This is a genomic window from Dyella sp. 2RAB6 (assembly GCF_052115385.1).
Lineage (GTDB): Bacteria > Pseudomonadota > Gammaproteobacteria > Xanthomonadales > Rhodanobacteraceae > Dyella_D.
This window is the reverse complement of sequence record NZ_JBFRGP010000013.1, coordinates 92,095-111,723: the sequence shown is the minus strand read 5'-3', so window position 1 is coordinate 111,723 and position 19,629 is coordinate 92,095. Positions and strand designations below refer to the sequence as shown.

Here is a 19,629-nt window from a genome sequence, read left to right as displayed (position 1 = left end):
ACATCCGGTAGCGGCACTCTGGAGGTACGCACTCCATGCGGCGCATCTCTACTGGATTCCGGCCTGCGCCGGAATGACGGCGATGGGCGGCACAGCCCCCATCACCACGCATCGATCCGCCAGCGCCCGCACACCCGCGCGGTGCGAAATCACCAGCAGCATGGTCTGCGGCAAGCGTCGCTTCAGCGTCGCCAGCACGTCGATTTCGGCCGCCGCATCCAGCGCGCCGGTCGACTCGTCCAGGATCGCCAGGAACGGCTTGCGCAGCAGCACCTGCGCCAATAGCAACCGTTGCAGTTCACCGCCGGACAGCTGGCTCGATCGATCCCGCAACGCCAGATCCAGCCCCTGCTCGCTCGCGCGCAGCCGCCGATCCAGCCCCACATCCGCCAGCACCTCGTGCATGCGCTGCTCGCTCGCCTGCGGATCGGCCCAGCGCAGGCATTCGCGCACCGTCGCCTGCCACGGCCGCACATGCTGGCTGACAAAGGCCGCATGCCGCGCATAGCGCCGATAAGCCTCGAAATCGAGCGCGCGCCCGCCGATCCTCGCCGCGAAATCCGCCGGCTCGATCAGACCCGCCAGCACATCGGCCAGGCTGCTCTTGCCCGCGCCCGAATCGCCGGCGATCAAGGTCAGCTCGCCCGGCGCCAGCACCACGTCGCGCACTTCCACGCCAGGCAGCGCCACCGCCGAACGCACCCGCTCGATGCGCAAGCTCGCGCCTTGCACAAACGCCGCAGGCGCACCCACCGCGACCGTATCGCCGGCCAGTCCCGCATAACGCCGCCACAGCTCGTACGCCGGCACCGCCGAACGCAACTGCCGGAAACTCTGCCGCGTCGACACCAGGTACGGCAGCAGCCGCCCCAGCAACAGGCTCACCGCAATCAACGAGGCCCGCGCATCGCCTTGCAGCCGATGCGCCAGCATGAACATCCCCGCGATCCCGGCCGCCGCCAGCAGCTCCAGCCACAAGCGCCCCGAAGCCAGCATGTCCTGCTGATGCTCGTAGCCGCGCGCCAACTCGTGCGAGACATCGCGATACGCCGCCTGCTCCACCGCTTCGCGGCCGAACGAACGGATATGGCGCAGGCGCCGCGGAAAATCCTCGCTCAGCCAGAACAGCCGCGTCAGGTCCGCCACGTACTTGCGGCTGACCCGCGCCTGTTCCTGCCCGCGCGAACGCGACACCAGCACGCCCAGCAACGCCAGCAGCGGCACCGCCAGCAACAGCGGCGGCGAGATCCAGAACGCGAACGCCAGGCTGATCGCGCAGGTCAGGCCGGCCACCCACAACTGCAGCAGGCCGCTGAAGCCCTGCATCATGATCTCGATGTTGTAGGTGAGCACGTTGGCGATCTCGGCCGAGGTCGCATCGGCCAGCGCCGCCAGCGGCGCATGGATCAGATGCCCATGCACGCGGCGGCGCAGATCGGCGCCGTAATCGCCGGTCAACCGTGCGGCCAACAGGGATGACCACCAGCGCAACGCAGCCAGCGCAAACGCGGCCGCGATAAAAGCCCCTGCCTGCACGTCCACGCCACGATGCAGATAGAAACCGCTCTCCGCGCCGGGCGCACCCAGGCTGACCAGCGGCACCAGCAGCACCGCGGCCAGGCTGCCGGCCAGCGCCGAGGCTACCGACAGCGCGACATAGCAAGTCATCTGCCAAGCGTGCCGGCGCTCCAGCGTGTCGGCGAATGCCGCGGGCAACAACCGATCGGTGAGGTGGCGCGCGCTCATCGTTCCAGCCACGCCGACAATGCAGCCACCGCTTCGTCCGGATGGCGCGCCCGCGCCAGGCGATGCACGCCCAGCCGCGTGCACTGCCGGCAGAAGTCGTCCCAGCCGGGCAAGCCGGCCGCATAGGGCTGATCCGCGGCCAACCGCGCCGCGGCTTCATTGGGTGTCAGCGGCGTCAGCAGGCGCTCCGCCGGGCGGGATGAAACCAGCATCACACCTTTGAGTTGCAATGGTTCCGGCGCCAGTCGCCCATAGCCCTCGCGCAGATCCACCTCGTACTTCTCGACGCCGCTGCGGCGGTGGATCGTCGGCGAGCGGCGAATCCAATCGCGCACACCCGCATCCTCGACGAAGCGGAACGCGTCGTCCTTCACGTGCAGATAATTGGCCACGCCGGTGGCGAGCAGATGTTGCGGCTGCACGAACACCGCATCCTCGGCGAGAAAATCCAGGCCGCCGAGCAGGCTGTGCAAAGCCAGGGTGGACTTGCCCGCGCCGCTCTCGCCCAGCAGCAGCACGCCCTGCCCGTGCCGGCCGACGCAGGCGCCATGCAGCGGCACCAGGCCCTGCGCGCGCTGCGCCAGTACGAACACGGCGAATTCGAGCAGTTCGTAGCGCACGTGATACGCATGGCGCGCCAGCATCGCCGGCGACGCCACCACCAGCGCCTGCTGCCGTGCCGGTGCGATCGCGGCGTAATGCGCCGCGTCCATCACGCCGCACAGCAAGCCCGCGCCGGAACGCATGCGCGCCGGCGGCGGCGCTTCGAGGCTGGCCGGATCGGACGGCTCGGCCAGCCGCAGTTCGATGCGCAAAGTCGGCGCCGCGGCGGGCAAAGCATGCGCGGGCAAACCGCCATACGCCGCTTCGATCAAAGCCAGCCAGGCCTCGTCGTCGGCCTCGAACTGCACCTCCGCGCCGAGCACGCGCTTGCTCACCGCAAAACGCCGCGCCACGCGTTCGCGGAAGGGGTCGATCGCTTCGTCGTCCACGGGCGCGGGGCGCGCGGCAAGGCCCAGGTTGGTCAATCGAAGGACTCCGGTCGGCGGGTGTCATCTGCGTCTGGCGTGAGTGCCTTGCCGGCGCCGGAAAGTTGCCCTGCGCAGCGCCATGCCTGCCGCTGCGCGCCATTCGCAACCGAACCCGCGCAGCGCGGCACTCACGCCCAGCGACAACGGAACACCGCACCAGCGCGGCCCGCTCCCCGCGACCACCAAGGCCCCACTCCATGCTCAGAATCCAGGTCAGCCATTCCTACTTCCTGCGCTACGACCGCAAGCAGTGGGAACGCGGCAAGCCCTATCCGCCTCTTGCCACCTTGCAGGTGGCCTCCCTGCTGTGGGACCTGGGGCATGAAGTGAGCCTGTTCGACGCGATGCTCGCCGAAGGCGTGGAGGACTACGCCGGCTCCCTCGCCGCGGCCGCGCCGGACGTGGTGGTCATCTACGAGGACAACTTCAACTACCTCACCAAGATGTGCCTGAACCGGATGCGCGAAGCGGCCTGCCAGATGATCGCCGAGGCGCGGGCACACGGCGCGCGCGTGATCGTCGCCGGCTCCGACGCCTCCGATCACCCCGAAGCCTTTCTCGCCGCCGGTGCCGAAGCGGTGCTGGTCGGCGAAGGCATCGCCGCCCTGCTCGACCTGATCGGGCGGCTCAACGACGACCTGCAGATGGATATCGCGCCGTGGACCGCCGACCTCGCCGGCGTGGCCACGCTATCGCAAGGCCAGCAGCGGCTGACCCGGATCGGCGCGCAGCCGCCGGATCCGCGCCTGGGCGGCCATCCGGCCTGGGACCTGGTCGATATCGAGCGCTATCGCGCGCTGTGGCAGGAGCGCCACGGCTATTTCAGCCTGAACATGGCCGCCTCGCGCGGCTGCCCGTTCCGCTGCCACTGGTGCGCCAAGCCGATCTGGGGCAACCACTACAAGCAGCGCGGCCCGCGCGATGTCGCCGAGGAAATGATCTACCTCAAGCGTGCGTACGGGCCGGACCATATCTGGATGGCGGACGACATCTTCGGCTTCCACGTCGACTGGGTCACCCAGTTCGCCGAGCATCTGCGGGATGCGGACGGCTCGGTGCCGTTCACCATCCAGACCCGCGCCGACCTGTCCAGCGACCGCATGGTCGCGGCGCTGGCCCAGGCCGGCTGCGCCGAGGCCTGGATCGGCGCCGAAAGCGGCAGCCAGGCCGTGCTGGACCGCATGAACAAGGGCACCACCATCGCCGAGCTGCACAGTGCGCGCGACCGCTTCCGCCAGTACGGCATCCGCGTGGGTTTCTTCGTGCAACTGGGTTACCTGGGCGAGCAGCTGGAAGACCTGAAAGCCACGCGCGCACTGATCGAGCGCACCGCGCCGGACGATATCGGCGTCAGCGTGTCGTACCCGCTGCCCGGCACCAAGTTCTACGAGCAGGTGAAAGCACAACTCGGGCGCAAGACGCATTGGCAGGACAGCGGCGACCTGGCGATGATGTTCCGCGGCGCCTACGACAGCGAGTTCTATCGCCGCGTGCGCGACCTGCTGCACGAGCAGGTGCTGCTGCAAGCGCAACCGCGCAACCATCCTACCCAGGACGCGCAGGCGCTGGCCGAACTCGACGCACGCTGGGATGCGCTGATGGCCGAGGAACAGCACTACCGCCGCGCCGACGCCACGCCCGCGCACGACCTGGCCCTGCCCGCCGGCCGCACGGCCAGCGCCTGAGCGATGCCGGTGCTCACCCTGCCCTCCGAACATCTCGGCGTGCCCGCTCCCGCGCCGCTGCCCCCGCTTAAACAGGTGCGCGCCGGGCTGCGCCGCGCCACCGAGGCACTCGCCGAGGAACTGGCCCTGGTCCGTCCCGGCGGCGTGCTGCCGCAATGGAGCGAGCTGGAATGGCGGCTCGCCGCGGCGGCCGCCGTCGCACACGGCGTCGCCCCCCTGCTGCATCGCTTCTCGACCTGGCAGAAAGTCGAATGGCGCCGTTTTCTCGATCGCCAGCGCCAGCATGTCGCGGAGCGCCACCTGCGCATCGAGGCGCTGCTGCGGCGCATCGATGCCGCCTTCCGCGCCGCCGGCGTGCCCGTCCTCGCCCTCAAGGGGGCGGCCTTGCACGGCCTCGGGCTGTATGCGCCGGGTGACCGCCCGATGGCCGACATCGACCTGCTGGTGCGCGCCGGCGACGCGGACCGGGCTGCCGCGCTGCTGTGCGGGCTCGGTTACACGGAAGCGTTCGCGCAATGGAAGCATCGCGCGTTCAAGCCCGCCACGGGCGGTGCGGTGGCGGGGCTGGGCGAGCATCGCGATACAGCGGTGAATATCGAGCTGCATACGCATATCCACGAGCGGCTGCCGACGTCGATCGTCGACATCACGCCGATGGTGTTTCCGTCCTGCGCGCGGGCGGGGCTCAATCCCTATCCCTCCAACGGCGCCTTGATGGCCCATCTGCTGCTGCACGCCGCCGGCAATATCTGCAACCGCACCCTGCGCCTGCTGCACCTCAACGACATCTCGCTGCTGGCCACGCGCATGACGCTGGCCGATTGGGACGTGCTGTGGTCCACCGGCAATCCATGGTGGGCCTTGCCGCCCTTGCGCCTGGTCGCGCGCTATTACCGCAACGCGGTGCCGGCCGCGGTGCTGGCGCGTCTGCGGCGCGGGTGCCCGTTCTGGCTGCGCGCTGCGGCGCGGCGGCAGACGCTGACGCGGGTGTCGTGTTCGGATCTGTGGTTGCAGGCGCTGCCGGGGATCGAGTGGTCGCGCACGCCGGGTGAGGCGGTGCGTTATCTGCGGCATCGTTTCGTGCCGGACGAGGAGAGCCGGCAGGAGCGGCAGGACATGGCGCGGACCCAGTTGTGGCTGCAAGGCCAGGCATGGGTGACGCGCTCGCATGCACGGCGCCTGTTGCGGCGCCTGGCCGGGTCGGTGCCGCGGATGGATACGCTGTATGTGGTGCGCGCCGCGCTGAACGCGCCCGAGTAGGCGTAGGTTGGGGTGAGCCAAAGGCGAACCCCAACAGACCTCGCACGCGATCGCACCGTTGGGGTTCGCTGCGCTCACCCCAACCTACGTCCGCTATTTCGCTAGGCTTCGATACAAGGCTTCGAACCGCGCGGCGGTGTAGGCCGCATCCTCATCCAGCGCCCTTCGCTGCGCCTCGTGCGCAAGCCGCAGGCGCAACGCTTCGTCTTCCAGCAGCTGCCGTATCGCCCCGGCCAGCGCAAGATGATCGCCAACCGGCACCGCCAATGCCGCCACCGGCGACCATTCGACCAGATGCCCTACCGCCGTCCCCACCGTCGGCACACCGGCCACGGCAGCCTCCAGCAACACCAGCGGCCCGGCCTCGTGCAACGACGACATCACCAGCAGGTCGGCCATATCCACCAGCGGCCGCAGCTCGCGCTGGGTCTTGAAGCCTAGAAAGCGCACGCGCTCGCCCAAGCCCAGCTCACCCGCCAGCCGCTGCATCTCGCCATCGAGCGTATCCACGCCAACGATGTCCATCTGAAACGGCACACCCTGCGCGACAAGCTCGGCCAGCGCACGCAACAACGCAGGCTGGTCCTTCACCCGATTAAGGCTCGCCACATGCAACAACCGCGCAGCTCCCGGCCCGCGCCGCCGCGGCAATGAGGGCGGCCACGCCGCCAGGTCCACACCCAGCGGCAAGCGCTGCGCGTGCACACCCAGCGCCTGCAGCGATTCCAGGATCGGCGCACTCGCCGCCGTCACCGCTGCCGCGGCACGCAGGCTCACCGCTTCACGCATACGGCTGATCCAGCGCTGTCGCCCGCCATAACCGATCGCCGGCAAGGCAATCAATTCGCCACCCGCGATATGGATCAAGCCGGGGCGGCGTATCCACTTCGCCGCCGCCATCGCCACCAGGCTGCAGCTACCGGAAAAGATCGCCTGCACCGCATCGAACGGTCCACGCCGATGCTCGGCCACGATCGCCGCGATGGCCCGCACCCGCTGCCGCCCATCGCCGATGTTGTGGACGGTCGCGCCCCGCAGCGTCCACGTCGCCGGCTTGGGCTCCTGCCGCAGCACGAACACATGCACGTCGTGGCGCAGCGAAAGCTGGCCGATCAAGGCGAGAAACGCAGGAATCACCCGCTCCTCGCCACCGCGATCCACCCCGCCCGGCAACACCAGCGCGAGCTTCATACCGCCTCCCATGCCGCCTGCCTGGGTCGCCCCGCCAGCAACGCGGCATAAGCCTCGGCCCAGCGCCGCCCCACCGCCGCGAATGACAGCTCGGCATCGAAATGCGCGCGCACTTCGGCCCGCGTCGGGCCGGCACTGGCCATGGCGACCAGCGCATCCGCCAAGCGCCCGGTATCGCCGCAAGGCCACAAGCGGCCGATGCGGCCATCGCCGGTCAAGGCGCGGAACGAGGGAATATCGGTGAGCACCGGCACCGCGCCGCAGGCCATCGCTTCCAGCGCCGCATAACCGCAGCTCTCGGCGCGCGAACCGGTGACGAACAGGTCCGCCGCGCGTTGCAGGGTTTCGATGCGCTCATGCGGCACGCGGCCGAGCAGATGCACGCGCCCGATCAACCACGGATCGCGGGCGATCCGCGCCTGCACGGCATCCAGCATGGGCGCACTGCCGAACGCACACCACAGTTGCAGGTCCGGCAGGCGCCGCGCGGCCAGCGCCACGCCATCGAGCACCGCCAGCGGGTCCTTGCCCGCGGCCAGATGCCCGACCCACAGCACGCACGGAAAGCCGTGCAGGCCGGTCGCATAACGTGCCTGCGCGCGATCGCCCGGCGTAAAGCGGCAACTGGATTCGGGTATCGCGAACACCCGCGTCCCAGGCTTGAACAGCTTCGCCTCGACAAACGGCTGCGCCAAGGCCGGCGCGGTAAAAGCCACACCCGCGGCGGCCGCATACCAGCGCCGCCAATGCGCGCGCCGCCACCACGAAGGCGGGCGGTTGGCATGGTCCTGCAGCAGGATCGGCAACCACGGCAGGCGCCGGGACAAGGCATGGGCATGCGGCGCGAAATCCAGGCCATGCACGTGCGCCAGCTCGGCGCCCAGTCCCGCCAAGGCGGCTGCCAGGCGCCGCGAACCGTCGTTGCCGTCCAGCGGCAGGAAACGGTACTCGACGCCATCGCGCACAAAGGCCGCCTCGCGCGCGGCGTTCTGCAGCACCGACACACGCACCCCCGCCGAAGCTGCCGCATCGGCCACATCCGCCAGCGTGTGCCAATGCGTCGGCAGATCGATCGGCTCGACCTCGGGCGGCGCCGGCACGAAGTTGATCTGGGCGATATGCACGCGCCGGCCTACAGGCTCGATACCTGCGGCAGGCGCAGCTTCACCCACCGGTTGGCCAGGTTCAGCTCCCACGGCTGGTCGTAGCGGCGGTAGCGGTAGCGCCACGAGGCCATGGTGCGCAGGCCATGCTTCGCCCACCTCGGCGTGCGCATGTCCTGCACGGTGGGATAGCGGCAGCGCAGCACGGTGACGAAATCGTGGATGCGCTTGCGCATCTTGTCGGTCAGCCACGGCGCATCGGCATGGCAGGCGTAGTCCACCCATTGCGGCTGCGCCCACTCTTCCGGCGTGCTGGGGAATACCACCGGCTCGCCGTCGAGGTCCAGCAGCGGCATGGAAGCGCGCTTGCCGCGGTCGGTCTCGTGCTTGGCGCTTTCCGGCAGCGGCGTATACACGTAGACGATGATTTCCGAAGCCGGATTGATCCGCTTCAGCTCGCGGATGAACTCGAAGGTGTGCTCGGTTTCCTCTTCGGTATCCACCGGCGGCGCGACCATGAAGGACAGCTCCGGAATCACCCCGTTGCGCCGGCACAGCTCGGCCACTTCCAGCGTCTGGTCCGGCCGCGTGCCCTTGCGGATCTCCTTGAGCATCTTGCCGCTGGGCGATTCGGCGCCGATGTAGGCCATCTTCAGGCGGCTCTTGCGCACCAGCTTCCAGGTGCTCTCCGACAGATTCAGCAGCGCATCGGCGCGCGCATAGCACCACCACGGCATTTCCAGCTTCGCCATCACTTCCAGCAGCGGGATCATCTCCACTTCGCGGTCGAAGAAGTTGTGGTCGAAGAACTGCACCGAATCGGCGCCCAGTTCGTACTTCAGGTATTTCAGCTCGCGCTCCAGCCGCTGCACCGCCGGCAGCGCCGTGGCGCCGCCGAACATCGCATTCACGCCGCAGAAGGTGCAGCGGAAACGGCAGCCCAGCGCCGCCTGGTGACCGGCGGTGCGCCGGCCCAGGAAGGTGCGGGCCAGGTATTGGCGCGGATCGCCGAGCTTGTCGTACGGCAGTTGCACGGCTGGATCGCCGGGCACGAAATGGCGGCTGGGGTTGTGCACGTGCTCGTCGCCGCGCTTCCACGACAGCCCGGCAACCTTGGCGATCTCGCCCAGCCCGCTCAGCGCGCCGACCAGCTCCAGCATGGTGTGCTCGCCCTGCGCGCGGATCGCGTAGTCCACGTACGGCGCGGCCAGCGCGGTGTCGGTGTACAGCGTGGGGAAATAGCCGCCCCATACGATCGGCACCTGCGGGTGGCGTTCGCGGATCGCCTTGGACAACTCGATCGACGGCGCCAGCTGCGGCCCGCCCATCACGCTCAGGCCCACCGCATCGACGCCGCCCTGGTCCAGTGCATGCAAGGTGCTGCGGATGAAATCGCGATCGACATTGCCGTCCACGATGCGGCTGCTGCCGCGCCGGTCCAGCGCCGCCGCCAGGTTCAGCAGCGCCAGCGGGAAGCGCGCGCTGGAGCGTGCGGTGATGGTGGGATTGATCAGCAGGGTATGGGGCATGGCGGTGGCGTCGTCAGTAGCGGCGCAGGCGCATCACCAGGGCCACCGGCACGTCCAGGGCGATGGGATCGAAACGCGCGCCGGCGGGAATATCGGCGGGATCGAGCATGGGTTCGCGCACCTCCTCGATCACCAGCCCCAGCGCCGCGCAGGCGCGGTGCCAGTGGCTGTACAGATGCGGCGTGTGCCGCACGGCGTAGCGCTCGCCGCCGGCCTTGAAGTCGCGCAGCCAGCCCAGCGCGTGGCCGGTGGGATGGAAATCGCTGCACAGCAGCGTGCCGCCCGGCCTGGTCGCGCGGCGCAGTTCGGCCAGCGCGCGCTGCAGATCGTCGAGATGGCCGAGCACCAGGCCGCTGAGGGTGAGGTCGGCCCAGGCATCCTCCACCGGCAGTTCGACCACGCTGCCGCGCAGCAAAGTCAACTCGGCCTGAGGGCGCAGCTCGGCGAGTTCGTCGCCGGCGCGTTCGAGCATCGGCAGCGACATGTCCACGCCGGTCAGGCGCGTGGCGCCGCGGCGCGCCGCATGGCGCAGATAACGGCCGCTGCCGCAGCCGGCATCGAGCACCGCGTGCTCGCGCAGGTCGGTCGGCAACAGCGCCAGCATGGCGCGCTCCTCGGCCTGCATCACCGGGTTGTGCGCGTAGGCCGGATAGCTGGCCGCCCACAGCGCGTAGGCTGCTTCGGGTTCGAGCATGGCCGGGCGCGTCATGCGTGCACTCCGGCGTGAGCACGCGGCGAAGCCTCGCCGACACCCGCCAGCTCAAGACCCGGCTCCAGCGCGAGCAGCGCGGCATCCGCCAGTGGCTGCGCCAGCAATTTGGGCCGTCCATCGAGCATCACCGGCACCGCCTCCACACCGGCTGCATCGAACCAGTCGGCGAAATCCGGATCGGCGATGCACGGCACGCCATCACGCGCCACCGCGCGCAGATCGGCGCGGCTCAGGCCCACCAGGCAGTCGGCCGGCACGCCGCCGGCATCGGCCACGATCACCAGGTCAGCAGGGCCACCCGGCACGAGGCGGCCGCGTGTCGGCATCCGCACGATATCGGCGCCCTGGTGCGTGGCCATCGCCAGCAGGTCGGCGCTGCGCAGACCGCCCACCACCGCGGCCACGCAGAGTTCTTCGAGCAGGTCGCGCGCACCGCTCAGGCGCGAATCGCTGCCCAATGCCAGGCGGCCGGCCGCATGCAGTTTGCGCGGATCGAGCGTGCGCCCCAGCAAGGTCAGGTTGCTCGCCGGGCACCACACCACGGCGGCGCCGCTGGCGATCACCTTGGCAGTGTCCTGCTCGCTCAGACCGACGCCGTGCGCCAGCACGCTGCGTGCGTCGAGGCAGCCGAGTTGTTCGAGTTGCGCCAGTTCGGCACGCGCCACTTCGTCGGTGCCTTCGGCCAGATGGATCAGCCACGGTGCACCCGGCGGCGTGGCGTCGAAGCTGGCGCGCACCGGCGGGCCGTAGTCCCAGCCCAGCGCATAAGCCCAGCCATGGCCGCGCAGCAGCGCCACCGGAAAATCCGCGGCATCGAGCTGCGCATGCCACGGATCGTGATGCACCACGCAGGTGACCCCGGCCAGCAGGTTCTTCAGCGCGCCATGGCGCAGCCGCAAGGCCTTGGGCAGTTGCAGCGCCGCGGCCACTTCCGGTGCGCGGAAGTGCGCCTGGAACGCTTCGATCCAGGCATAGCTGTTGGCAAACGGCTGCTGCCGCGGCAAGGGCGGCACCGCATTGACTTGCAGATGCTCGTGCGCATTGACCAGGCCCGGAAACACCAGATGCCCACGCAGGTCCAGCGAGAACCCGCGCACCGGCGCCGCTTCGGCAACCCGCCCGCCACGGATCGCCAGCGGCAGGCGCGAGGCCTGGCCCTCGCTCACCACGGTGCCGCCGTGCAGGATCGCGTCCACGGTCAGCGCCGGCGCATCACGATCAGGAAGTGGTCGCCCATGTCGCGCAGCAGCGGCAGCGCACCCCAGCGATCGTCCAGCAGGCCCAGGCGCTCATAGCGCGCCGGGTGCCTGCGATAGCGATCGATCAGGTACGGCGGCGGCATGAACAGGCTCAGCGCGCGATAGCCGTCCAGCGTGAAGCCGTCGGCGAACGCGCGGTAGAACTCGCGCGGCAGGTAATAGCGGGTCCAGATGGTGTGCTGATTCATGCCCACCGCGGTGGCGCCGCGCGCGGCGCGCACGGCGGCACGGCGGAAGCGTCCGCGCCGCAGGTAGTGGGCGACCTCCCACGGACAGATCCGCCCGATCACCGAGAACACCAGCAAGCCGCCCGGCCGCACCAGGCGCGCGCATTCGGCGGCGACCGCGGGCAGGTCCAGCGCGCAGTTGAGCGGGCCGAAGTTGGAATACATCCCGTCGAACGGACCGTCGAACAGATCGCCGGACTCGCTGCCGATCCGCCCCAGTTCCTGCACGCCGACATGCGCGGCGCGCACGTCGCCTTCCAATCCCGCGGCGGCGGCGCGATCGCGGGTGCGCTCGACCATGCGCGGCGACCAGTCGGTGGCCAGCACGCGGAAACCGCGCTGGCCGAATTCCACCGCGTCGATGCCGGTGCCGCAGCCCAGGTCCACCAGCCGCGAGCCCGGTGCGAACAGGCGCTGCACGGTGTCCCACAAGGTCAGCCGCATGCGCTGGATCAGCTCGTTGTTGCCGCGCGGGCCGTCATAGTCGGCGGCCACGCTGTCGAATGCGCGCTGGGTGTCGAGCAGGCGCGCCTCGTCGAGGGCGGCGGGTTCCAGCTCGGGCTGACTGCTTATTTCCAACGTTGGTTCTCCACTTCGATCCTGGCCAGAGTCCGGCGTAGGTTGGGGTGAGCCGAACGCGAACCCCAACAGGTCTTGCATGCGGTCGCGGCGTTGGGGTTCGCCTTTGGCTCACCCCAACCTACGTCTTCTTCGTAAGTGCTCTTCAGCCACGCATCGGTTGCGCCACGCGCCGGCGCGCATCCAGCGCCACTGCCACGAACAGGCCCAGTCCCAAGCCACCCAGCACACCCAGGCCCAGGATCAGCACGCGATTGGGCGCCACCGGATGGTCCGGCTGGTAGATCGGCCAGGGCATCGACGTACCGAAGGTGTAGTTCGCTCCCATGCGCGCGGCCAGATCGCTGCGGCTGTTGCGCAACTCGCGCACCTCGGTGTCCTTGCTGGCCAGCAACAAGCCCGCAGCCACGGCGTTGCCCTGGCCAGTACCTGCCACCTGCTGCAAGCCATCGCGCTCGGTGGTCGCCGTACGCAGATCGGCCTGCACTTCATCCAGCCGCGCCTGCGCCTGCGCCAGCGGCTCCGCCTGCAGCTGGCCGTGGATCGCCTGCAGCCGCTCGACCGTCGCCAGCGCCAGCCGCTTCGCCTGCTCGGGCGAGGCGGCGCGCGCGCTCAGCTTGATCAGCCCGGCGTAGAACGAAGGCTCGGCCTTGAGGCTGCCGCGATATGCCGACGCCTCGGGCGAGCTCGGTGCCAGTCCCGCGCTCTGCGTCACCTCGTCCTGGAACGAGCGGGTCTGCAGCCGATCCAGCACGCGCTGGAACGGTTCCGGCCGCGGGTCCTGTCCGGCCGGCGCGGTGCCGACCTGGCCGACCTGCACCCAGGCGGTGGCTTCGTAGCGCGGCTTGGCCAGGAAGGCGTAGGCGACGGCCAGCGCCAGCACCGCCAGCAGCGCGATGGCGAAGCCGCGCCACTGGCGGGCGAGCAGCCGCCACAGATCGATCAGATAGATTTCGTCAGGGTGCATGGTGGTCGACTCGAGGCATCGGGAAGGGATTCGGTCGCCGGGCCGGCAGCCAGGCGGCGAACAGCTGCATCAGCAGACAAAGCGCGATGAAACCCGCGCTCATGAAGGTGTAGGCCTGCGGCGCGAACGGCGCCATCGCGGCGACATAGGCCATGCGCAGGAAGATCAGCAGCGAGAACAGCGAGGTGGAGGCACGCAACCGCCGCGCGCTCCACACCAGCATCGCGTACAGCCCCAGCATCGCCGCCAGCGCGCCCGCCGGGCCCAGCGCAAGCAGGAAGGGGAAGTACTCGGTGCCGACATTGATGGTCGGCGAATCCAGCGGAATGCCGGTGCCGGCGGTGACGATGGAGCCGCGCAGCGGCACCACCTGGTTCAGCAGGAAATCCACGTTGTGATACTGCTTGGCCAGCATCGAGGCGAAGTTGTACGGCCCCGCGGTGAGATACAGCAGCAGCCACTTCACACCAGGCGGCGACTCGCGATACAGCGCGCCGAACGGCAGCGTCACCCCTTCCAGCGGCCCGGAACGCAGGATGCCCAGCGCCGCGAACAGCACCGCGCCCACCAACCCCAGCAGCAAAACGGTCGGCCACGGCAGGCGCAAGCCGCCCTTGCGCCGCAGCACCAGCACCAGCGCCACCGAGAACAGGCTGGCAAAGATGCGGTTGCGGTCGATCACCAGGATCGGAAACACGATGCCGATCAGCACCATGCCGTAGCGCAACCCGCGGTTGCGCACGCATAGCAGCCCCACCGGCGGCAGCACCCAGCACCAGGCCGACAGATGCCGGATATGTTCGCGCCCGCCTTCCATCTGCGCATAAGCCGAGGGCTGGTCCAGCAGCGGGATCGGGAACAACGCCAGGTCCAGCACGCAGAACACGGCGACCAGGGCGCAGAACGCGAACGCGACCAGCGCCTCGCGCGTGCCCGCATACTCGCGCAGCGCGAAGCGCTCGAACGGCGGCAGGCGCACGCCGCCCAGCGCATCCAGCGCCAGCATCGCCACCGCGCCGGCGATCAGCAGCAGCACGCCATCCAGATAGCCTTCCGGCAGATCGTAGGTCAGCAGCGTCGCCGCGCAGGCCAGCAGCATCGGCAGGGCCAGATAGGTCGACGGGCGGCGCAGCAAGGCTTTCATGCGCGCTCCGCCTGCGGGTGGGCGGACGGCAGCCGGACCTTCGACAGGCCACGCAGCGCCAGGCAGGCCGCCATGCGCCACAGCAGCCGCAGCGGCCGCCGCTGCAGGAAGGCGATCTTCGCGCCGATGTAATGCGCCTGCGCCTTCAGCAGCTGGCAGTCCGGCCCGTCGAACAATTCGACCCGGCGCAGCGCCACCCGCCGCGACTCGGCGAGATTGGCCACGCGCGTGGCGACATGGCGCGTCTTGCTCAGGTTGGCATCGTGCAGGCGATAGGCGCAGACCGGCATGTCGATGAAACCCAGCGCATCGCGCGCCACCAGGCGCAGGAAGAAATCCCAGTCGTCGATGCGCAATTCTTCGGTCCAGCCGGCGATCGCGCCCGGCACGCTACGGCGCAGCAGCGCCACCGGACCGCCGATCGCCCAGTGGCGGATCACCGCACGGCGAATGCCGTCGTCGCTGGCGTACTGGCGCTTGTCCGCGCGATGCAAGCCATGCATGCCGCTGTCGTGCACGCGGTTGCCATAGCAATCGACCACCACCGAATCGCCCACCACCGCCCACTTGCGCGGCTGCGCCTGCAGATAGCGCACCTGCGCCTCCAGGCCGCCGGGCAGCAGGTAATCGTCGCTGGCGCCGAGCTTGAGGAAATCGCCGCGCGCCAGCGATGCCAGCTCATTGAGAGTGGCGGCCACGCCGCGGTTCTCGCGGCGCCGGTAGATGATCGGCAAGGTGTTTTCATGCCGCGCGATCCACTGCGCGATCTTGCCCGGCGTGCCGTCGACCGAACCGTCGTCGACGATCACCAGCTCCTTGGCCGGATACGGATCTTCCAGCACGCTGTCCAGGCAGCGCAGCACGAAGCGCTCGTGGTTGTGCGCCGGAATCAGGATCGACACCAGCGGCCAGCCGCCCTCGCCCGCCGTCCGTTCGCTGCCCATGGCTACAGCCTCCTGAGGTAGCGGCGGGCCACCAGCATGTTGAAGACGAGATAGAACAGGTAATTCACTGCGAAGGCGTAGACCGCGCCGGGCAGCCCGTACCAGCGGGTAAATACGAAGACCAGGCCCAGGTAGCCGGCGGCGAAGACGAACTCCGACAGCACGAACAGGCCGGTCATGGCCTTGGCCAGCATCAGGTACGACAGCACGAACGAGGCGATCTTGATCACGTCGCCGATCAGCTGCGGCCCGTACAGCGCATTGGCGGCGGCGAAGTCGGCGGTGAACAGCGCCCGCGTCACCCATTCGCGCGCCACGTACACCAGCAGGGCCAGCGTCGCGGCGGCCGGCAACAGCTGGCGCCAGGCCTGGCCCAGCTCGCGCTTCAGTTCCTCGCGCTCGCGTACCGCGGCGAGCCTGGGCAGGTAATAGACGTTGATCGCGGTGGTGAGGAACAGCAGGTAGGCATCCGACACCCGCGTCACCGCCTGCCAGTAGCCGACCTGCTCCCAGCCGAACTGCGCGGCGAGATGGTCGCGCACGGCGATATTGACCAGCGGCGCGCACAACGCCGAGCTCAGCGTCATCAATGAGAACGTCGCCAGCCGCACGATCATGTCGCGGTCATAGCCGGCGCGCAGCATGCCGGGGCGGAAATCCGGACTGCGCCACCACGCCGGCAAGCCGATCGCCAGCCACAGCAGCTGGCCCAGCACCAGCGCCAGCAGCGCGCCATACAAGCCCTGCTGCCAGGAAAGCCACGCGGCCAGCAGGATGCTCAAGCCCGAACCCACCACCTGGATAAACACCAGCCGGCGCACGTCCATGAAACCGTTGATCACCGCCAGCAGATAATTGCTGACCGCAATGCCGACCTGGGCGAACGCCAGCACGCGCAGCAAGCCCTCGTAACGCACGTCGTCCAGCAGCCACAGCGCAAGCTGCCGGCTGAACAGCAATGCGGCCAGGCCCATCAGGATCGCCGCGCACAGCGCATAGCCCAGCGCGGCGCGCAGCAGGCGTGCGAGGCGCTCCGGATCGTCGCGGTATTCGGCCACGTATTTGACGATGGCCGCGCTGATCCCGCCGCCGGCCAGCACCGCCAGCAGCGACATCAGGCTCATGAACTGGCCCAGCTTGCCGACCCCGTCCGGCCCGGCCGCCCACGCCACCAGCTTCACCACCACCAGGCCCGCGAGCAGGCGTGCGGCGGTGCCGATGGCGCTGTACAGGCCGGCGCGGGCGATGCTCATGCGCCACCCTTGAAGGCACGGCAGGCGGCGATGACGCGCTCCACCATCGCTTCGTCCAAGACCGGGTTCAGCGGCAGGCTCAGCACTTCCTCATGCAGCCGTTCCGTCACCGGCAACTGGCAGCGATGCAGCGGTGCATAGGCGGGCTGGCGATGCGGCGGCACCGGGTAATGCACCTGGGTATGGATGCCGTGGGCCAGCAGATGCCGTTGCAAGGCATCGCGCCGCCGGCAGCGCAGCACGAACAGGTGCCACACGTGGCCTTCCTCGCGCGCCACCCGCGGCAGTGCGATGGCCGGGTGCTCGATGCCCTCGCGGTAGCGCCGCGCGATGCGGCGGCGGAGCAGGATCTCCTCGTCCAGATGCGCCAGCTTCACTCGCAGCAAGGCGGCCTGCATTTCGTCCAGGCGCGAATTCACGCCCTGGTACAGATGGTGGTACTTGGTTTCCGAACCGTAGTTGCGCAAGGCCGCGACACGCCTGGCCAGCGCATCGTCGCTGGTGGTCACTGCGCCGCCGTCGCCCAGCGCGCCCAGGTTCTTGGTCGGAAAAAAACTGAAGGCCGCGGCGTCGCCGAACGCGCCGGCTTTGCAGCCGTCGAGCGTGGCGCCATGCGCCTGCGCCGCGTCCTCGATCAGCAGCAGCCCGCGCCGGCGCGCCAATGCCGCCAACGTCGGCATGTCGGCCAGTTGGCCGTACAGATGCACCGCGACGATCGCCCGCGTGCGCGGCCCGATCGCCTGCTCCACCCGCGCCGGATCGAGATTGAAAGTGACCGGGTCCGGTTCCACCGGCACCGGCACCAGCCCGCTCTGGCTCACCGCCAGGAAGGTGGCGATAAAGGTGTTGGCGGGCACGATCACTTCGTCGCCCTCGCGCAGCGTGCCCAGGCCGCCGTAGGCACGCAGGATCAAGCTCAGCGCATCCAGCCCGTTGCCCACGCCCAGTGCATGGCGCACGCCGCAGTAGTCGGCGAACTCGCGCTCGAACGCTTCCAGCTCGGCGCCGAGGATGTACCAGCCCGAATCGATCACGCGCGCCGCCGCGGCTTTCAGCGCCTCGGCATAACGCGCATTGACGGCTTGCAGGTCGAAGAACGGGACGCTCATGCGAACTCCCATTCGTAGAAGTCGTGTACCGCGGCGCGGGCGCCGAAGCGCTCCTTCTGTTCGACCAGCCCCGTATTCAGCACGCGCCCGGCCTGCTCGGTGGAGACGCCGAAGCTGAAGTGGCGCTTGTGCGCATAGGTGTGCTCGATCAGCTCGGCCAGCAGCAGGCTCAACGCATGGCGCTGGCGGCCGGCTTCGGAAGCGGCCAGGTACTGCGTGTGCGCCGTCGGCCCCAGGTCATAGACGAGCGCGGCCGCCAAGGGTTCGTTTCCGTCCGCCACTTCGTGCAGCACGATATGTTCCGGGAAGCGCCCTTGCAGCAGGCGCAGCTCCGCCAGCGAGTGGACCGGAGTGGCTTCGTGCCTGGCGAGCACCTGGGTCAGCAGTGCATGGAACGGTGCAAGGTCGCCGCCGGTGCGCACGCCCAGCCCGGCCTTGCGCGCCTTGGCCACGGCGCGGCGGCGCTCCTCCGTGAACTGGAACGGCTCGCGCAAGGCGATCACCGAAGAGAGATCGCGCCGCACCAGGCGAGCGCCCAGCCGATGCAGCGCGTACAGATCTTCCTCGGCCGGATACACGTGGAATACATGCGGCCCCGCCTTGTAGAGCAAGCGCTTCGCGCCCAGCGCGCGGTAGTGCTCGCCGATCTTCTCGAACGCCTCCAGCGCCGCCTCGGCACGTAACGCGTGCGAACTGATCAGGCCGGCGTAAGTAAGCCCGCCATGGCTGCTCACCTGCTCGCCATCGCGATTGGCCGGCAGCACGGCGACGAGTTCGCCGTCCTTCTCCACCAGCAGCGAGGCATCGACGAAGCGGTCGGCGTGATAGTCCATATAGCCGCGCCGGTGCAGCAGGTTGCCATTGCGCGAACGTGCGACCAGCGCATCCCACGCCGCAGCGTCCACCGGGGCATAAGGTCTAACCGAGAGCATGCGCGCGCTCCCCGGCCACCGCTTGCCGGCCTTCGTCGAACGCCGTCTCGGCCAAACCGAAGCCGGCCATGCCCATGTCGTTGCCGTTGTAGAACATCAGCAGCTTGCCGCGCTGGCGCAGCAAGGCCGGATAGCACAGCGCGCGCGCATCCCAGCCGTCGCGGGAAGGGGCGATGCCGAGCGCATCGTCGTCGCGCTCCCAATGCACGCCGTCGTCGCTGAACGCCACGCCGGGCTGATAGCGTCCGGCACGGTCGCCCCAGGTGAAGTACATGACGTAGCGGCCGCCCAAGCGATACACGCGCGGCCGCCCGATGCGGTATTCGTCGCCGCGCGGCAACAGGCACATGCGGTCGCCGCGCGGGATCGCATGGAGGTCGCGCGTCTCGGTGTAACAGATGTGATAACGCGGAAACGGCCGGCCGCCGATCGATTCCCAGTCGTCGCCCACCGCATACCACAGCCGCCACAGGCCGTTGTCGTAGTGCGCGCTGTGGATCGCCGCGATGGTGCTGCGGCGTGGCGCGCGATCCAGGATCGGCGTCTCCTGCACGCGCTGGAAATGTTCGCCGCCGTCGGTGGACAGGGCCAGACCGCTGAAGGCCAGGAACTTGGCCTTCGCCACCTGCTGGAAACCCACGTAGAACAGGTGCAGCCCGCCTGGTGCTTCGACCACGTCGCCCAGGATCATGCCGTTGTCGTCGAAGCAACCGCCGCGGCCGATATCCAGCACCGGCTGCGCACTCACGCCGAGTACGCACGATGGATCGTCCGCCGCCAGGTCGACATAGCCGAGCCGGCTGACCCCGGCGCCATCGCGAAAACCGGCGTAGACGCGAATGCGCTGCTCATCCAGCTGCCACGGCGTCGGGGTCAGCGCCGAATGGCGCATCCAGCCACCGACGCCATCGCGCGCCACCTCGAATACCAGTCCGCGCTTGGTCCACGTCAGCATGCG

17 protein-coding genes are annotated in these 19,629 nt (G+C 69.2%); 2 read left to right on the top strand and 15 right to left on the bottom strand.

The annotated features are described in order from the left end of the window. Nucleotides 1–48 precede the first annotated feature (48 nt). Nucleotides 49–1,746 carry an ATP-binding cassette domain-containing protein gene (locus AB4083_RS17255; protein WP_441609362.1) on the bottom strand — a complete coding sequence of 566 codons (1,698 nt, stop codon included), beginning with the start codon at nt 1,744–1,746 and terminating at the stop codon, nt 49–51. After that, the gene (locus AB4083_RS17250; RefSeq protein WP_441609360.1) at nt 1,743–2,774 is read right to left on the bottom strand and encodes a serine kinase; all 1,032 of its coding nucleotides are present in this window, start codon (nt 2,772–2,774) and stop codon (nt 1,743–1,745) included. The genes AB4083_RS17255 and AB4083_RS17250 overlap by 4 nt, the downstream gene beginning before the upstream one ends. A 200-nt stretch (nt 2,775–2,974) precedes the next feature. On the opposite strand from AB4083_RS17250, the gene AB4083_RS17245 reads away from it, so the two are divergent. Beyond that, nucleotides 2,975–4,462, top strand: coding sequence for a B12-binding domain-containing radical SAM protein (locus AB4083_RS17245; RefSeq protein WP_441609358.1), 1,488 nt, complete (start codon nt 2,975–2,977; stop codon nt 4,460–4,462). Between the two features lie 3 nt (nt 4,463–4,465). Beyond that, nucleotides 4,466–5,722, top strand: a complete 1,257-nt coding sequence (locus tag AB4083_RS17240; protein ID WP_441609356.1) for a nucleotidyltransferase family protein — start codon at nt 4,466–4,468, stop codon at nt 5,720–5,722. A gap of 93 nt (nt 5,723–5,815) precedes the next feature. Here the strand turns inward: AB4083_RS17240 and AB4083_RS17235 are convergent, their stop codons facing one another. The 13 genes from AB4083_RS17235 to AB4083_RS17175 form a co-directional block, all read right to left on the bottom strand. Next, on the bottom strand, nt 5,816–6,913 hold the full coding sequence (locus AB4083_RS17235) for a glycosyltransferase family 4 protein (protein ID WP_441609354.1): 1,098 nt from the start codon (nt 6,911–6,913) through the stop codon (nt 5,816–5,818). Then, nucleotides 6,910–8,037, bottom strand: a complete 1,128-nt coding sequence (locus AB4083_RS17230) for a glycosyltransferase family 4 protein (RefSeq protein ID WP_441609352.1) — start codon at nt 8,035–8,037, stop codon at nt 6,910–6,912. The genes AB4083_RS17235 and AB4083_RS17230 overlap by 4 nt, the downstream gene beginning before the upstream one ends. 8 nt (nt 8,038–8,045) lie before the next feature. Next, a complete protein-coding gene (locus AB4083_RS17225) occupies nt 8,046–9,545 on the bottom strand; it encodes a B12-binding domain-containing radical SAM protein (RefSeq protein ID WP_441609350.1) in 1,500 nt (499 codons plus the stop codon). Between the two features lie 13 nt (nt 9,546–9,558). Continuing rightward, the gene (locus AB4083_RS17220) at nt 9,559–10,254 is read right to left on the bottom strand and encodes a class I SAM-dependent methyltransferase (protein WP_441609349.1); all 696 of its coding nucleotides are present in this window, start codon (nt 10,252–10,254) and stop codon (nt 9,559–9,561) included. After that, nucleotides 10,251–11,459: an amidohydrolase family protein gene (locus AB4083_RS17215; protein WP_441609386.1), complete on the bottom strand. Its 1,209-nt coding sequence runs from the start codon at nt 11,457–11,459 to the stop codon at nt 10,251–10,253. Before AB4083_RS17215 ends, AB4083_RS17220 begins: the two co-directional genes overlap by 4 nt. Next, on the bottom strand, nt 11,456–12,322 hold the full coding sequence (locus tag AB4083_RS17210; RefSeq protein ID WP_441609347.1) for a class I SAM-dependent methyltransferase: 867 nt from the start codon (nt 12,320–12,322) through the stop codon (nt 11,456–11,458). The genes AB4083_RS17215 and AB4083_RS17210 overlap by 4 nt, the downstream gene beginning before the upstream one ends. Nucleotides 12,323–12,467: 145 nt before the next feature. Beyond that, the gene (locus AB4083_RS17205; protein WP_441609345.1) at nt 12,468–13,289 is read right to left on the bottom strand and encodes a Wzz/FepE/Etk N-terminal domain-containing protein; all 822 of its coding nucleotides are present in this window, start codon (nt 13,287–13,289) and stop codon (nt 12,468–12,470) included. Continuing rightward, complete coding sequence (locus tag AB4083_RS17200; protein ID WP_441609343.1) at nt 13,279–14,433, bottom strand: hypothetical protein; 1,155 nt, start codon at nt 14,431–14,433, stop codon at nt 13,279–13,281. Before AB4083_RS17200 ends, AB4083_RS17205 begins: the two co-directional genes overlap by 11 nt. Beyond that, complete coding sequence (locus AB4083_RS17195; protein WP_441609341.1) at nt 14,430–15,377, bottom strand: glycosyltransferase family 2 protein; 948 nt, start codon at nt 15,375–15,377, stop codon at nt 14,430–14,432. Before AB4083_RS17195 ends, AB4083_RS17200 begins: the two co-directional genes overlap by 4 nt. A gap of 2 nt (nt 15,378–15,379) precedes the next feature. Further along, complete coding sequence (locus tag AB4083_RS17190; protein WP_441609339.1) at nt 15,380–16,630, bottom strand: O-antigen translocase; 1,251 nt, start codon at nt 16,628–16,630, stop codon at nt 15,380–15,382. After that, nucleotides 16,627–17,739, bottom strand: a complete 1,113-nt coding sequence (locus AB4083_RS17185; RefSeq protein ID WP_441609337.1) for a DegT/DnrJ/EryC1/StrS family aminotransferase — start codon at nt 17,737–17,739, stop codon at nt 16,627–16,629. Before AB4083_RS17185 ends, AB4083_RS17190 begins: the two co-directional genes overlap by 4 nt. Then, nucleotides 17,736–18,671: a GNAT family N-acetyltransferase gene (locus AB4083_RS17180; protein ID WP_441609335.1), complete on the bottom strand. Its 936-nt coding sequence runs from the start codon at nt 18,669–18,671 to the stop codon at nt 17,736–17,738. Before AB4083_RS17180 ends, AB4083_RS17185 begins: the two co-directional genes overlap by 4 nt. After that, complete coding sequence (locus AB4083_RS17175; protein WP_441609333.1) at nt 18,658–19,626, bottom strand: hypothetical protein; 969 nt, start codon at nt 19,624–19,626, stop codon at nt 18,658–18,660. The genes AB4083_RS17180 and AB4083_RS17175 overlap by 14 nt, the downstream gene beginning before the upstream one ends. Nucleotides 19,627–19,629 lie beyond the last annotated feature (3 nt).